Origin of the sequence: Streptomyces durmitorensis (genome assembly GCF_023498005.1) — a bacterium.
In the GTDB taxonomy this organism is placed as follows: Bacteria; Actinomycetota; Actinomycetes; order Streptomycetales; family Streptomycetaceae; genus Streptomyces; species Streptomyces durmitorensis.
Genome location: NZ_CP097289.1, coordinates 2,965,300 through 2,978,319, shown reverse-complemented (window position 1 = coordinate 2,978,319; position 13,020 = coordinate 2,965,300). Strand labels below are relative to the sequence as shown.

The window sequence follows — 13,020 nt, the reverse complement described above, 5'->3', positions numbered from 1 at the left end:
GAAGGGCTGAAAGGTCGAAGAGAGGGGCGGCCGACAGGGGAGGGGGCGGCACCCCGCGCGTCCTCAAACGCCGTGGTACGAACCGCCGTTGATCTGGATGATCTGCGAGGTGACATAGCCGCCGGGGCCCGAGCACAGGTAGAGGGCGAGCTCCGCGACGTCCGCCGGATCCCCCGCGCGTCCAAGGGCGGTCTGCCGGACGAGCATGGTCTCCCGCGCGGCGGAGAGCCCGTCGCCGAAGAGGGCGGTGCCCGCGACATAGCCCGGCGCGAGGGCGTTGGCACTGATGCCGCGCGGCCCCAGGCGCGCCGAGAGGGTGTGGACGTACGAGTGGAGGGCCGCCTTCGCGGCGCCGTACCCACCTGTCCCGCCGGATCCCCGGTAGGCGGCGATGGAGCTGTAGAGCACGATGCTGCCACCGTCGGCCATGACGGGGATCAAGCCCTCCACGGCGATGACCGAGGTCATCACGTTCGACCGGTACGCCTCCTGCCATTCCGCCAGAACCGACGTCACGTCCTCACCTTCGGACGGCGGGACCGCACCCGCACAGCACGCGAGGCCGCTGACCGGCAGCCCGGTCGACCTGACGTGGTCCTGAAGGATCTCCGCCGATTCGGGATCGGACATGTCGAGGGCGAGCGGCTCGACGTCCGCTCCCGGCACGCACGACCGGATCTCCTCGACCGCCTGCGTGAGCCGGTTCTCCTGCCGTGCGATCAGGAGCACCTTGTCTTCGTTCTCGGCGAACCGCTTCGCCGTGGCCTTGCCGATGCCGGCGCTCGCACCGGTCACCACGATCAACCTGGACAGAATGGACTCCTAGACTCCTGGAAGGACTGTTGTTTCCGATCCGACTTCTCGAACGGCCGCGGACGGCGGTCGGAGCGCCGAGAGAAGGGCTGTTCGGTCCGGTTTCCCGGTGGAAGTTCTTGGTATTTCCGCCAGTTCCACGACCTTCGACGGGGCTGGGAAATCCCGGAGAGCCGCTCTGATGTCCGCGAGGCCCACTCCGTTGTCCCGGCCGGACCAGAGGACCGCGTAGCCCTCCCCGGCGAGCGAGTCGTCGGGCAGGGGCAGCGCGACGCATTCCGCCTGCGGCAGGCGGGCGTTCAGCCGCTCGTCGACCCTGGCGAGATGCACCTTGATTCCGTTCACCTTGATCAGGGAGCCGCTGCGCCCGAGGAGCCGGAAAGTACGGGGGCCTGTGAACCGCACCAGGTCGCCGGTGGCCCACCGGTCGGGCGGTCGCGTCCCGCTCTCCGGGCGGGCCAGGCGCGGGCTGCGCACCAGCAGCTCCGCCGTCCGTTCCGCCGGTGCGCCGACGTCACGGACGAACGAGACGTCGGGGAAGGCCTGCCAGGGGTCCGCGTCGCAACCCTCTGGGGCCAGCGGCCGGTGGGCGATGCCCCCGGTCTCGGTCGACCCCAGGATCTCGTGTGCCCGAAGCAGCGGAGCGGCTCGGCGGACGAGTGCGTGGGCCGTGTGCGGCGGGGCCGCAGAGCTGTGCAGGGCGACGACCGAGCCCGCGCGTTCCAGCGCCGGCCAGCCGCGGCGCAGCAGTTCCCAGGCCATCGGGACGCAGACGACCAGGACGCGTTCGCCGGGCGAGACCGACAGGGGCGCGAACGGGTCGGTCCACGCCTGGTGGACGCGAACGTCCGCCAGGCGCGGCAGCCACTGACCGAACAGGGCGCCGTACAGGTGCTGCGGCGGGGCGTAGTTGACCACGTGATCGACCGGGCCGACGAGATGCGTGCCGATCAGCTCCACCTCGCGCTCCATCTGGTGGGGGAGCCGGAACCAGCGCCGCGGGACTCCCGTGCTGCCGGACGTGTCAAAGCAGATCTCGTCGCGCCCCCGGGCCGGGGGCCGCTCCGTACGAGCCGTGGTCTCCGTCATGCCGCCTGGTCCTCGACGCACTCGTGTACGTACTGGGCGGTCCGCTCGAGCGTGCTGAACCAATAGCGCACGTCGTCGCCGACGAAGTCGACCTCGATGCCGAACTCTCCCTCGACCGCGGTGACGTACTCGAGAGCCGCCAGGCTGTCGAATCCCGGCAGTGCGTCGGTCAGGTCCGCGTCCGGGGCCAGCGAGCGGGCGGCGTCGCCGAAGCGCTTCTCGAGGACCGACAGGACACGGTTGCTGGTCTCGGTGTGGTCAGTGGTGCGCATATCGGGAACCTTTCTCTTGGCTGCGGCCGGCAGGTGGCGGTCCGCCGCTCGTCATCGACCCCGATTCCAGGTAGAACACCCGGTCGGGCTGGGTGGGTTCGAACCGGACCGTCAGGTGGGCGGTGTCCGCGTCGAGACCGAGCGCCTCCCTGACCTCTTCGGCCAGCTCCGCCCGGTACGCGTGGTCGCGGTCGGGATGCACGTGGCACACGACGGACGCCCACCGGGCCCGCCTGTCCTCGTCCATGCCGTCCCCGTAGGCCGTCAGCGGCATCCCTCCGGCGAAGTACGCCATCGGCTCCGCGGTACGGAAAGAGACCACGACGTGCGCGGCGGCAGAACCGTGCGCGGCCATCCACCGGGTGAGGCGTAGTGCGGCCCTCAGCCGCGCGGAGGGGGTCAGCGGGGTGCTGGACACGTCGACGGTCGGCAAGATTCCGTGCCTTTCACGAGAGGGCCAGTGGCGGCAGGGCGTGCTGTTCGGGCGAGAGGCGCAGCTCCAGACGCCGCCCCAGACAGTCGGCGAGCGGGCCGCCGCTCGTGGCCATCAGGGGAGTCCAGGCGAACCCGGCGTCCACCGTCCGCACGCTGTCCAGGAACTTCGTCAGATGGCCGGCGTCCCACTGGAGGCCGAACGCGTCCGCCGCGAGCACGGCTTCGTAGGTGCTCAGGAGGTCGGGGACCCGGTTGCCCTCGTTCGCGAATCCGCCGCCGCGGACCCGGTGCCGGGCGAGCGCGTCGCCGACGTGGGCGCCGTCGGCCCCGATGGCCCCGTGCAGCGCCCTGAGCGCCTGCAGGGTGGCCCGCAGCGTGGGTCGGCCACCGGGCACGTTGGCGTACTGGCCGGGTGCCGTCTCGCAGGTGGCCACGTACCCGGCGATGTCCCGCAGCCGGGCAGCGGCGGCGTTCCCGTCGGCCTTGCGGAGGATCTCCGCGGCCGCGGACGTCGAGACCATGTCCGACGCGCGGCCCTCCCAGTACCCGAACCCGCCGTCGGGGTTCTGGATGGCACCGGAGAGCCAGTCCGCGATCCTGGCTCGGGCCGGGGCGTCGTCCTCGAACGCCCCCGCCGACAGGGCCCAGAGGGTGCACCGCACCTCACTCCCCCGACCAGGCATGTACATGATGCCGTGCTCGTTCGGCATCATGCAGTTCTCCATCCACCGCAGGGCGTCGCGTTCCCCGGTGTCCGAGAAGCGGCGGGCCATCAGGTGGGCGGAGGTGGTGAGCACGTCCGAGGCGAGTTCGGGAGCACGATAGGTGAATCCCCCCTGCCCGGTCCGGAAGGTCAGCACGGTGTCGACCACCCGGTCGGCGATGTCCTCGATTCCGGCACCGAGTTCCCTCAGTGCTCCCACTCCGCAGAAAGCCGCCCACACATCCGGCACGGGATAACCGGGCCACCGGGTGAACGAACCGTCCGGCGTCAGGCGGGCCCGAATCCAGGCGGCACAGCCCTGGGGGTCCCGAGGGGTCTCCCCGAGTCGGCTCAGGGCACTGGTGGCCCGGAACGTCGCCCACAGACAGTCCGTCTCGTCGCCGTCCTGGAAGGTGAATCCGCCGGCCGCGCTCTGCCGGTCCATGAGCCAGTTCGTGAGCCGCTCGCGGTCCCACGGCAGCGGACCCCGTCCACCGGTGGCCGTGCTCCAGGCGGTGATGGCGTAGTAGCAGGCCCGCACGTCGGACGTGCCGTCCTTGGCGTGGGCGGGGCTCCAGGCAAGGCCACCGTCCTTGGCCTGAAGCGCCGCAAGCCAGTCGGACAGAGCTTCCGGCGGGCGCTCACCGTAGATCTCCACCAGGGTGCGTACGGCGTAGTAGGTGGCCCACACGTCCGACGCCTGACCGGGTGTCATCGCGAACCCGCCATCCGCGTGGGCGGCGCTCCGTACCCATGCGGAGCTCGCGCCGTCGACCGTGCCACGGCCGCCGGCTGGCAGATCGGCCAACGCCTGGGTGCAGTAGTAGGTGGCCCAGGCGTCGGAGCTCATGCCGGCCGACCACGCGAATCCACCGTCGGAGTTCCGTCGGGACGAGAGGAAACCGGCGACGGTCTCGGGGGCGGGCAGGTCGCCGATGCGGCCGAGCCACGTGAGGGTCCGCACCGCCGCGTAGGTGCACCACAGGTCGGACTCCCCGGAGACGACCCCGGACGACCTTTGCAGCATGTCGTACGTCATGCCGGCACCACCTCGCCGACGACGCGGAAGTTGGAGCGCTTCCAGCTCTTCTGGGAGCCGCCGCTCTTCGTCGTCACCGGCAACCGGTTGACGAAGCGGACCTCGTCCCAGCGGAAGCCGAGGTGTTCGTCCGTACGCCGCTGGATGAGGTCGTTCTTCGCGGACTCGGCCTCCCGGTCGGTGCCCGGGTCCCGTTCGAGCAGCAGCCTGGCCCAGGTGCCGCCCTCGTCGACCTCGATCAGATAGCCCATGACATCGCGGTTCGCGTAGACGACGCCTTCGAGGTCGCGGGTGCGAACGCGGCTGCCCTTGATCTCGGTCCCGTCGCTTCCCCGGCCGTGGACCGTCACCACCGGGGCGTCATCCCCGCAGGGACAGCCATGGGTCAGGGACACCTCGTCACCCATGTCGAGGCGGAGGAGGGGGCGGGCATCGTTGTTGAGCGGGGTGACGACGAGCCGGCCGTCGCGCCCCGCCTCGGCGGGCGCGATGCCGTCCTCGGTCGCGATCTCGAAGTAGTTGGCCCCGCGCAGCAGGTGCAGCCGGTCCCGCGCGCAGCACGCGGCCAGCGTTCCGCTCTCCGTGCTGCCGTAACTCGCGTCGTAGGCACGCGCGTTCCACCACTGCCCGGCCATGGCACGCAGCTCGGGCGTGCTCACCTCCCCGAGCAGCATGAGGAGTTCGACGGACTCACGCAGCTGGTCCAGCAAGCCGCGCTTCTTCATGACCTGGGAGAACTCAAGGAGCACGCCGGGCGCCACGAACACCACGGTCGGCCGGAAGACCTCCCACAGGCCGACGATGCGGTCCCAGTCGGAGATCCCGGTGGTGTACGGATAGGCCTTGGCGTGGGGAATCCCCAGGAACTCGCAGACGCCGACCATCAGGTCGGCCACCGGGACGATGTCCGAGGGCAGCAGAATCAGGGCGCGGTGACCGCTGTCCGCCAGCATCGTGCGCCAGGCCTCGGCGACGGACACGGTGTTGGCGATCATGTCCTGGGCCGTGCGAGGTGTGGGTGTGGGGGCCCCTGTCGTCCCCGTCGTCTGGTAGTACTTCAGACCCGCGTCGACCGGTACCCGCAGGTACTCCAGAGGCCGGGCCTTGAGGTCGTCCTTGGACGTCGCGTGCAGGTCCAGGAACGCCTGCATCGAGAACGTGCCGAGCGAGCCGTAGGCCGATGTCTGCTCCGCGCGGCGCCAGACCTCGGCCAGCTTCGACGCGTAGTAGCCGTCGTCGGAACGGGCTTCGCGGCGGTGAGCGGCCACCTCCTGCTGTATCCGCTCCATGAAGTCGAGGTCATTCCTGGAGTTGATCTTCATATGCCACTCCTTGATCGCGGCGGATGAACTTGGTCGGGCAGGCGACGATGGGCCAGCCCCTTGGCGCGCATCAGGAACTCTCCGAGGAACCCGTCGTGCGGTACGTCCGGGTGGGCCCAGGAGGTCGGCTCGCCCAGGTACACGTTGGAGACCTCCGTGAGCTCCGTGGCCTCGGCGACCAGTGCCATGTCCTCGGTGTGCAGCGACAGCACCAAGGAGCCGTCGAGGACGTCCGCGGCACCGCGCTCGAACGGGGCGACCCACACGCAGGGGAAGGGCACCTCGTACGACAGCAAGGGGTTCCTCGGGGACGCCAGTTCCACGACCGCGGGCGTCACGGTCGCCAGGGAGCCCTCGCCGCCGAGCCGTTCGACTCGCGGCGCCAGGTGCACCGTCGCGTCCTTCGCCCGCTGCAGGACCGCCGCCACCAGCCGTTCCGCATCGGCCTGTGGCATGCACGGCAGGAGGGCCGTGTCGTCCAGGTGCCGGGCGGGAGCCACCTCGCGCAGCGCCGCGGCCAGTTCACCGGCGAATCCCGCCGGATCCTCTTCGACCAGTACGCCCGTGGTCGCGGTGCACGCGGTGCCCGCGTGATGGAGCGCGCCCGTGCGGGCGAGGCCGACCCCGGCGCGCCGGTCCGCTTCGGCGGTCACGACCAGCTTCGAGCGGCCAGGACCCTGCAACCGGACGTCGCCGCGGTTGCGGTACTTGTCCACGACGTCCTGACCGCCGTACACCAGGGCACGATCCGAGCGCTCGATGATCAGATCTGCCGTCGCGTGGTCGCAGGGCGCCATGACCAGCTGGGTCGTCGGCACTCCTGCCTGCCACAGCGCGGTGACGAGGCGGACAGGAGTGAGCGGGTCCCGGTTGGAGGGGCGGACGACGACCCGATAGCCGAGCGCCAGCGCCTCCAGCCACATGGCGTGCACACCGGGGCTGTTGCCCGCCGCGTGCACGGCGAAGACGTCCCCGGTGCGGCACCAGGCAGCGCCTGCCGACGGTGCGTCGGGCCAGGCCGTGCCGACGGGGGCGCAGCCCGTGGGCCGTGCCGACGACGGCGCCCTTCCCACGTCGCGCAGGGTCGCCGTGATGAGCCTGTCGCACTCGCGTACGACCGTGACGGGTGTGCCCGTCAGCGCCGACACGCGTCGCTCGTGGGCCTCCAGATCGTCTCCCAGGATCTCCTGGGCCTCGAAGACGTCGGCTGCCTTCTTGAGTACGCCGGCCGTCTCCGCGACGGGCAGAGGCGTACTTCCTCGAAGCTGATCGATCCAGTGGGAGACCACCAGGCTTGGGACCGAAGCCAGTTCAAGGGCCGGTCTGCCCGAAGCGTCCGCCACGACGGTGCGGTTCCGCGTCCGGTAGGGCCCGGTCGGACCCAGCGCAGGGATGTCCAGCATGCTCGCTCTCCTGTTCCTTCCGGCGAGTCACGGGGCGTGAGGTGATGAGTGGGTCAGCCTGTGGCGGCCGTCAGGGCGCGGCGGCGGGTCGCGGCCGCGAGGTCCCGGAGCACGTCCACGGTGGCGTCCCAGCCCATGCAGGCATCGGTGATGCTCTGGCCGAACACGGGCTCACCGACTCCGAGTTCCTGGCGCCCGGGGATCAGGAAGCCCTCCAGCATGACGCCGCGGATGTCCGTGTCGCCGGCCGCGATCTGTGCCCCTATCTCCCGGGCGACCAGGGCCTGTTGGTCGTGGTCCTTGCCGCTGTTTCCGTGACTGGCGTCGATGACCAGGCCTGTCGGCAGCGAGGCCGCCGAAAGGAGTCGCGCCGCCGAACGCACGTTCTCGGTGCGGTAGTTGGGCTGACCCGACGCGCCCCGGAGCACCACATGACAGTCGGGATTCCCGCTCGTTCGCAGCGTGACGGGCCTGCCGTCCCGGTCGAGGCCGAGATAGGCGTGGGGGGCGGCCGCGGACCGGATGGCGTCGACGGCGACGCCCACCGAGCCGGTGCTGCCGTTCTTCATGCCCACGGGCATGGGCAGACCGCTGGCCAGTTGCCGGTGCACCTGGCTCTCCACGGTCCGCGCGCCGATGGCTCCCCAGGAGATCAGGTCCGCCAGGTACGCCGGAGCCGCCGGGCTCAGCCACTCCGTCGCGATGGGCAGCCCCAGTTCGGCGACCTCGAGCATGAGTGCCCGGGCGGTGCGAAGCCCTCGGTCGAGATCCGGATTGCCGTCAAGCGCCGGATCGGCGAGCAGCCCGGTCCAGCCGACCGTGGTGCGGGGCTTCTCGACGTACACCCGCATGACGACCGCCAAGTCGTCGGCGAGTTCGGCGGCCAGTTCACCCAGCGATCTCGCGTACGCCAGACCGGCGTTCACGTCATGGATCGAGCACGGGCCGACCACGACGAGCAGACGGTCGTCGTCACCGCTCAGTACACGGCGGGTCATGAGGCGTCCCGCACTCACCGAACCGGCGGCGGCCTCGGTCAGCGGCAGCTCGCCCAGCAGCTCGCCGGGGGTGCTCGCCAAGTGCGTACGGTACTGCCCGCCGACATCACCCGACGAGAACTGTTCGACCAGGGAATCGGGTCCTTCTCCGGCCAGCGTGTCAAGACTCTGCATCGTTCCTCAATTCGCTCTACTCAGCGCAACAGTTGTGCGTCGGCAACGAATCGTTCAGGGGGTATCCGACTGGTGTGGGGGAGGGGGATACCGCGGTGCATCCGTTCGGTATGCACGTGAATCACCGTGCCCCATCGCCGAAGTGGCCCGCCAGCCGCGCCGCGTGCAGCAAGTTGTTGTGCACTTAGCTGCACAACAACGCGGTCCGGCGCAGCGGATTCCTCGGGTCAGGACCGACGTCGGCGCAGGGCCTTGTGGGCGTCCTCGGCCGCGTACGTGACGTTCAGCCGCCAGGTCTCCAGCTTGTCCCGCACCTTCGACGCGACCGTCCGCCACTTGAACCACGGCGGCAGCTGCCAGAACGGCACGAACGTCAGCGTGTCGTCGACGGCGCTCTCGGCGAAGCCGCCGTGCCCCTCCGCGCGCAGAGCGGCGTACAGCTCCGGGGTCAGTTCGCCGTTGAGGCGGGCCGCGGTGCCCGCCGCGGTGAACGCGAAGCCGCGCTGGGCGGGGTCCGCCAACCGCATCGCCTTGATGATCCGGGGCGAGGCTTCCTCCAGCGTGCAGTTGAAGGCCAGCCCGATCGCACCCGTGCCGAGACCGTTCTCGCCGCGCTCGAACGCGGCATCCCAGTCGGCGGGGTCGTCGATGCCCAGCAGTCCTTCGCCGCTCTCCCAGTCCCACTCGGCCATCACGACCATGCCCTCCTTCCTGTACCGGCGCTCGATTTGAACACCCAGGAGTCTCGTTGCGTTTCATGGGTAACTGCATGGCTCGCGACGAGAAGCCGCTGCGCCCACTGGGCCAGTGCGTCAACTTCCTTGCAGTCATAGGCAGTTGATGTCGTGCGGCGGTCGGCGGATCGCTCGGGCATCGCCAGGAAGTCCGTACGACTTGCGGCCGTCCCGTCCGGGTGCCGCGGAAAAGGAACGAACGTGATGCCCAAGCGAACCGGCCTGCTCGCGGCGCTCGTCGCGCTGCCCGCCGCCCTCCTCACCGTGGCCGTCTCGTCCCCGGTGTTCGCCGCGGACACCCCGGCCTACCAGATCGACCTGGCGTCGCTGAACGACTCCGGCTCCACGGGAACGGCCCTCCTGAGCCTGCGCGGCAACGCGCTGACCGTGTGGATCAAGTCCGAGGGCATGGTGCCGGGACAGCCCTCGGCTCAGCATCTGCACGGGTCCACCGACGGCCATGACTTCCAGTGCCCGGACGACGGCGACGACACCAACGGCGACGGCATCCTCGACAACACCGAGGCCACCGTCCACTACGGCGACATCAACATCTCGCTGACCGAATCCGGGGGCACCGACGCGGGCAGCGGCCTCGCCGTGGACCGGATGCCGGTGGCCGACGCGCAGGGCAAGGTCTCCTACAAGCGGACCATCACCGTCGGGCAGGATGTGGTGGACCACATCAAGGACCTGCACATCGTGCAGCACGGCATCGACCGCAACGACAACGGCAAGTACGACTTCGAGGGCGCGGGCAAGAGCGAACTCGACCCCAAGCTTCCCCAGGAGGCCACCGCCCCGACCAACTGCGGTGTGGTCAAGGGCGCGGCGGTCGGGTCCGTACCCGTCGGCGGGGTCGAGACCGGCGGCGGAGCCGCCGAGGGCGGCGGCATGTCCTCCGGCGCCCTGACCGGTACCGCGGGGGCGGCGGCCCTGACGGCCGCGGGGCTGCTGGTCCTCGCGCGTCGGCGTCGGCGGACGGAGCCCGTCGCAGCGGTCGCCGTCGCCGCCGCGAAGACCGGGGACGCCGCGTGAGCCGCTCGGTCCGCAGGGTGTGGGCCGGGGCCCGGCATGCCTCCGCCGCCGTGGTCGCCGCCGTCGCCGCGGCCCTGCTGCTCACCGCGTGCGCGGGTCAGGACAGCCCGGCCGCCTCGCCTGCGGCCCCCCGCCAGAGCGCCGCGCAGGACGGCGCCGGCACACCGTCGGCGGAGTCGTCGGAGCAGTCGGAGCAGTCGGGGCGGCCGGGTAACGCCGTAGCGGCCCTGGAGCGGTCGGCGCCCCGGCGCGTGGCCATCCCCTCCCTGGGCGTGACGAGCGAGCTGGAGACGCTGGGGCAGAACAAGGACGGGGAGATGACCACGCCCAAGAACCCGGATCTGGCGGGCTGGTACGAACCGGGCCCCACCCCCGGCTCCCAGGGTCCGGCGGTGATCGCGGGACACGTGACCTGGGATGGCGCGGACGCCGTCTTCAAGGGGCTGAAGACGATGAAGGCGGGAGACGCCATCGAGGTGACCCGCGAGGACGGCAGAACGGCGACCTTCACGGTGGACCGCGTCGAGGAGTACCCGAAGAAGAAGTTCCCCACCCTGGAGGTGTACAAGAACATCGACCACGCGGGGCTGCGCCTGATCACCTGCGGCGGCGAGTTCGACGCGGACCGGAACTACTACCCCAACAACATCACGGTGTTCGCCAGCATGACGGGTGTCGCGTAGGTGCTCGCGCTCGGCCCTGAGAGCCGGTTCCGGTCAGCCCTGGCTGAGGGCGGCCAGTGCGATCCGCTCGGCGACCGGGTTCATGGCCGGGCCCTTGGCGTCGGTCGCGTTGACCGAATAGACGAGGGTGCGGGAGCCGTTCTCGGTGGAGGCGATCATGTTCGAGTAGCCGTAGCGGGAGCCGGTCTTGAGCCAGACCACCTTGTCGTCGTCGAGCTCCATCCGCTGGAGCCCCGCGCCGAAGGTGGCTTCGGGGACGCCCGGCGCCAGCTTCGGCAGGGTGAACATCTCCTTCAACTGGGGCCGGGGCACGACCTCTCCGCCGAACAGCGCCTGCGTGAAGACCTCCATGTCGGCGGTGGAGGAGATCATGTCGCCCGCCGCGAACCGGTCCGACTGGTTCCACTCCGTGACGTCGACCAGGCGGGTGGTGCCGTCCGGCTGCTTCATGCTCTGGTAGCCGCGGTTGTGCGGGCCGCGGATGCGGGGGTCGGCGCCGGGGAAGTAGGTGTCGTGCAGGTGCAGCGGCCGGAAGATCCGCTCGCTCGCCTGATCGGCGTACGAATCCCCGGTGACCCGCTCGATCAGCAGGCCGAGCACGGTGTAGCCGATGTTGCGGTAGTGCTGCTCGGCGCCGGGGTCGTGCTCGGGCCCCTTGGAGATGGCCGACGCGACGACCTTCTGCGGCTCCAACGTGTCGTAGCGGTGGGCGTATTCGTCGTCGAAGCCGTCGCCCGACTTGAGGCCGCTCGTGTAGTTGAGGAGGCTGCGGACGGGGATGGGCTCGAACTTCCGCTGCTGCTTCTGCGTCGGGAACAGCTCCGGCATGTAGTGCTGCACCGGTCTGTCGAGGTCCAGCTCGCCCTCGGCGGCCAGCTGCAGCGCCACGGCCGCGGTCACGATCTTGGTCGTCGACCCGGCGCGGAACCGCCCGTGCGGGTCGGCCTTCCGGCCCGTGACCAGGTCGTGTACGCCGGATCTTCCGCGCCAGGTGCCCTCCGGGCCGCCGACGCGGACGAGGGCGGCGGTCGCGTCGGCGTTCGGGAGCCCCTTGATCGCCTTGCGTAGGGCCTTGCCGTCGGGCGCGGAGTCCTGAGCGGGAGCCGTCGTGGCCGGGGCGTGGCTGTGGGCGTCCGCGAGGGCGGGGGCGGTCGCCGCGCCGGTGAGGCCAAGGACGAGGGCGGCGGCGATGGCGGTACGGACGGGTGGCTGCACGGTGTGACTCCAGGGTGGGCTGTGGTGTGGTGCTTCCCATCCTGGTGAGCGGCGTGGCGGGGTGGATCCTCACTGGGGAGGGCGGCGGCCCGGTGAACCCTGAGGGGGCAACACCCATGCGTGTCAGGGGTGTTGGCGGACTGTCCCCTAGGGGGTGTCGGTGAGTGCTCCAGGGCGGGGGCGTGCGTCAGTCCGCCATGAGCAGGATGACGAGGACGATGCCGACCAGGAGCGCGATGGTCAGCATGCGGCCGACGGGGTGCCGCGGATTGAGACGGTGGCCGCGGTAGCCCCGCTCGTCGCGCTCGTACACGAAGAGCGGCTCTTCCCGTTTGTCGTCGTCGCTGTTCCCCATGGACCACAAGCTAGTTGAGGGACCGTCCGGCTACGAGGGTGCGCCGTCGGACTGTGTCCGCAGGGCGTGCAGCGTGTCGACACGGTTGGTCGTGATCGAGTCCACGCCGATGTCGATGAGGCGGCGCATCGAGCGCTTCGTGTCCGGGGTCCAGGCCGAGACGAGCAGGCCCTGGCGCTGCACGTGGACGGTCAGTTCGCGGTTCAGGAGCGAGAAGCGGTAGTTGAGCCAGCGGGGCTTGATCGCGTCGAGCACGGCCGGGCGCGGCGGTGCGAGGCTCGTCCAGGTCAGGGCGATCTCGGCGGCGGGATCCGCCGCGCGCACCGCGAGCATCGTGCGGGCGCCCGCGCAGTAGTACGCCCGCTCCGCCGCCCCGCAGTCCGCGATGGCGCCGACGACCACGCGCACGGACTCCGGCGTCGCGCCCGGCAGATCCACCATCAGCCGGTGCCCATCGGTCGCCGCGACGGCTTCTTCCAGGGTGGGTACGCCGCGGTCGGTCAGGCCGCGCACTTCGTCCGCGGAGAGCGCGGACAGGGGGCGGTCGAGGTCCCACAGACGCTTCAGGGTCGCGTCGTGCAGCAGGACGGGTACGCCGTCACGGCTGAGGCGGACGTCGATCTCCACCGCGTCCGCGCCCCGGTCGAGCGCGGAGCGCAGGGACGGGAGGGTGTTCTCGCGGACGCGGTAGGGATCGCCTCGGTGGGCCACGGCTGTCACGGTGCGCATGGGCCCATTGTGGTGCCG

Annotated in this window: 14 protein-coding genes; 2 read left to right on the top strand and 12 right to left on the bottom strand. The window is 70.7% G+C overall.

Features of this window, described 5'->3' with window-relative positions:
• Window positions 1-63: 63 nt before the first annotated feature.
• The 9 genes from M4V62_RS13140 to M4V62_RS13100 all read right to left on the bottom strand — a co-directional run bounded on the left by M4V62_RS13140 (window position 64) and on the right by M4V62_RS13100 (window position 8,949).
• Window positions 64-795, bottom strand: coding sequence for an SDR family NAD(P)-dependent oxidoreductase (locus M4V62_RS13140; protein ID WP_249587451.1), 732 nt, complete (start codon window positions 793-795; stop codon window positions 64-66).
• Between the two features lie 27 nt (window positions 796-822).
• Window positions 823-1,902, bottom strand: a complete 1,080-nt coding sequence (locus tag M4V62_RS13135) for a class I adenylate-forming enzyme family protein (RefSeq protein ID WP_249587450.1) — start codon at window positions 1,900-1,902, stop codon at window positions 823-825.
• On the bottom strand, window positions 1,899-2,174 hold the full coding sequence (locus M4V62_RS13130; protein ID WP_249587449.1) for an acyl carrier protein: 276 nt from the start codon (window positions 2,172-2,174) through the stop codon (window positions 1,899-1,901). The genes M4V62_RS13135 and M4V62_RS13130 overlap by 4 nt, the downstream gene beginning before the upstream one ends.
• A complete protein-coding gene (locus M4V62_RS13125) occupies window positions 2,161-2,607 on the bottom strand; it encodes a hypothetical protein (protein ID WP_249587448.1) in 447 nt (148 codons plus the stop codon). The genes M4V62_RS13130 and M4V62_RS13125 overlap by 14 nt, the downstream gene beginning before the upstream one ends.
• 13 nt (window positions 2,608-2,620) lie before the next feature.
• Window positions 2,621-4,351 carry a prenyltransferase/squalene oxidase repeat-containing protein gene (locus M4V62_RS13120; RefSeq protein WP_249587447.1) on the bottom strand — a complete coding sequence of 577 codons (1,731 nt, stop codon included), beginning with the start codon at window positions 4,349-4,351 and terminating at the stop codon, window positions 2,621-2,623.
• A complete protein-coding gene (locus tag M4V62_RS13115) occupies window positions 4,348-5,673 on the bottom strand; it encodes a phenylacetate--CoA ligase family protein (RefSeq protein WP_249587446.1) in 1,326 nt (441 codons plus the stop codon). Before M4V62_RS13115 ends, M4V62_RS13120 begins: the two co-directional genes overlap by 4 nt.
• A complete protein-coding gene (locus tag M4V62_RS13110) occupies window positions 5,670-7,076 on the bottom strand; it encodes an aldehyde dehydrogenase family protein (protein ID WP_249587445.1) in 1,407 nt (468 codons plus the stop codon). The genes M4V62_RS13115 and M4V62_RS13110 overlap by 4 nt, the downstream gene beginning before the upstream one ends.
• A 53-nt stretch (window positions 7,077-7,129) precedes the next feature.
• Window positions 7,130-8,248: a 3-deoxy-7-phosphoheptulonate synthase gene (locus M4V62_RS13105; protein WP_249587444.1), complete on the bottom strand. Its 1,119-nt coding sequence runs from the start codon at window positions 8,246-8,248 to the stop codon at window positions 7,130-7,132.
• 227 nt (window positions 8,249-8,475) lie between these two features.
• On the bottom strand, window positions 8,476-8,949 hold the full coding sequence (locus M4V62_RS13100) for a hypothetical protein (protein ID WP_249587443.1): 474 nt from the start codon (window positions 8,947-8,949) through the stop codon (window positions 8,476-8,478).
• A gap of 234 nt (window positions 8,950-9,183) precedes the next feature.
• On the opposite strand from M4V62_RS13100, the gene M4V62_RS13095 reads away from it, so the two are divergent.
• Together M4V62_RS13095 and M4V62_RS13090 are read left to right on the top strand one after the other, a co-directional pair.
• Window positions 9,184-10,020 (top strand): GVDTG sorting domain-containing protein, encoded by an 837-nt coding sequence (locus M4V62_RS13095; RefSeq protein ID WP_249587442.1) that lies wholly within the window; start codon window positions 9,184-9,186, stop codon window positions 10,018-10,020.
• Window positions 10,017-10,703 (top strand): class F sortase, encoded by a 687-nt coding sequence (locus M4V62_RS13090; protein ID WP_249587441.1) that lies wholly within the window; start codon window positions 10,017-10,019, stop codon window positions 10,701-10,703. The genes M4V62_RS13095 and M4V62_RS13090 overlap by 4 nt, the downstream gene beginning before the upstream one ends.
• 33 nt (window positions 10,704-10,736) lie before the next feature.
• On the opposite strand, the gene M4V62_RS13085 is transcribed toward M4V62_RS13090, so the two are convergent.
• The 3 genes from M4V62_RS13085 to M4V62_RS13075 form a co-directional block, all read right to left on the bottom strand.
• Entirely contained in the window at window positions 10,737-11,918 is a 1,182-nt protein-coding gene (locus tag M4V62_RS13085) for a serine hydrolase domain-containing protein (RefSeq protein WP_249587440.1), read from the bottom strand.
• A gap of 187 nt (window positions 11,919-12,105) precedes the next feature.
• A complete protein-coding gene (locus tag M4V62_RS13080) occupies window positions 12,106-12,273 on the bottom strand; it encodes a hypothetical protein (RefSeq protein WP_249587439.1) in 168 nt (55 codons plus the stop codon).
• 30 nt (window positions 12,274-12,303) lie between these two features.
• The gene (locus M4V62_RS13075) at window positions 12,304-13,002 is read right to left on the bottom strand and encodes a glycerophosphodiester phosphodiesterase (RefSeq protein ID WP_249587438.1); all 699 of its coding nucleotides are present in this window, start codon (window positions 13,000-13,002) and stop codon (window positions 12,304-12,306) included.
• Window positions 13,003-13,020 lie beyond the last annotated feature (18 nt).

Coding starts and splice junctions, on each gene's coding strand:
- M4V62_RS13135 (WP_249587450.1), bottom strand. CDS start 1,902: ATGACGGAGACCACGGCTCGTACGGAGCGGCCCCCGGCCCGGGGGCGC.
- M4V62_RS13130 (WP_249587449.1), bottom strand. CDS start 2,174: ATGCGCACCACTGACCACACCGAGACCAGCAACCGTGTCCTGTCGGTC.
- M4V62_RS13120 (WP_249587447.1), bottom strand. CDS start 4,351: ATGACGTACGACATGCTGCAAAGGTCGTCCGGGGTCGTCTCCGGGGAG.
- M4V62_RS13115 (WP_249587446.1), bottom strand. CDS start 5,673: ATGAAGATCAACTCCAGGAATGACCTCGACTTCATGGAGCGGATACAG.
- M4V62_RS13110 (WP_249587445.1), bottom strand. CDS start 7,076: ATGCTGGACATCCCTGCGCTGGGTCCGACCGGGCCCTACCGGACGCGG.
- M4V62_RS13105 (WP_249587444.1), bottom strand. CDS start 8,248: ATGCAGAGTCTTGACACGCTGGCCGGAGAAGGACCCGATTCCCTGGTC.
- M4V62_RS13100 (WP_249587443.1), bottom strand. CDS start 8,949: ATGGTCGTGATGGCCGAGTGGGACTGGGAGAGCGGCGAAGGACTGCTG.
- M4V62_RS13080 (WP_249587439.1), bottom strand. CDS start 12,273: ATGGGGAACAGCGACGACGACAAACGGGAAGAGCCGCTCTTCGTGTAC.
- M4V62_RS13075 (WP_249587438.1), bottom strand. CDS start 13,002: ATGCGCACCGTGACAGCCGTGGCCCACCGAGGCGATCCCTACCGCGTC.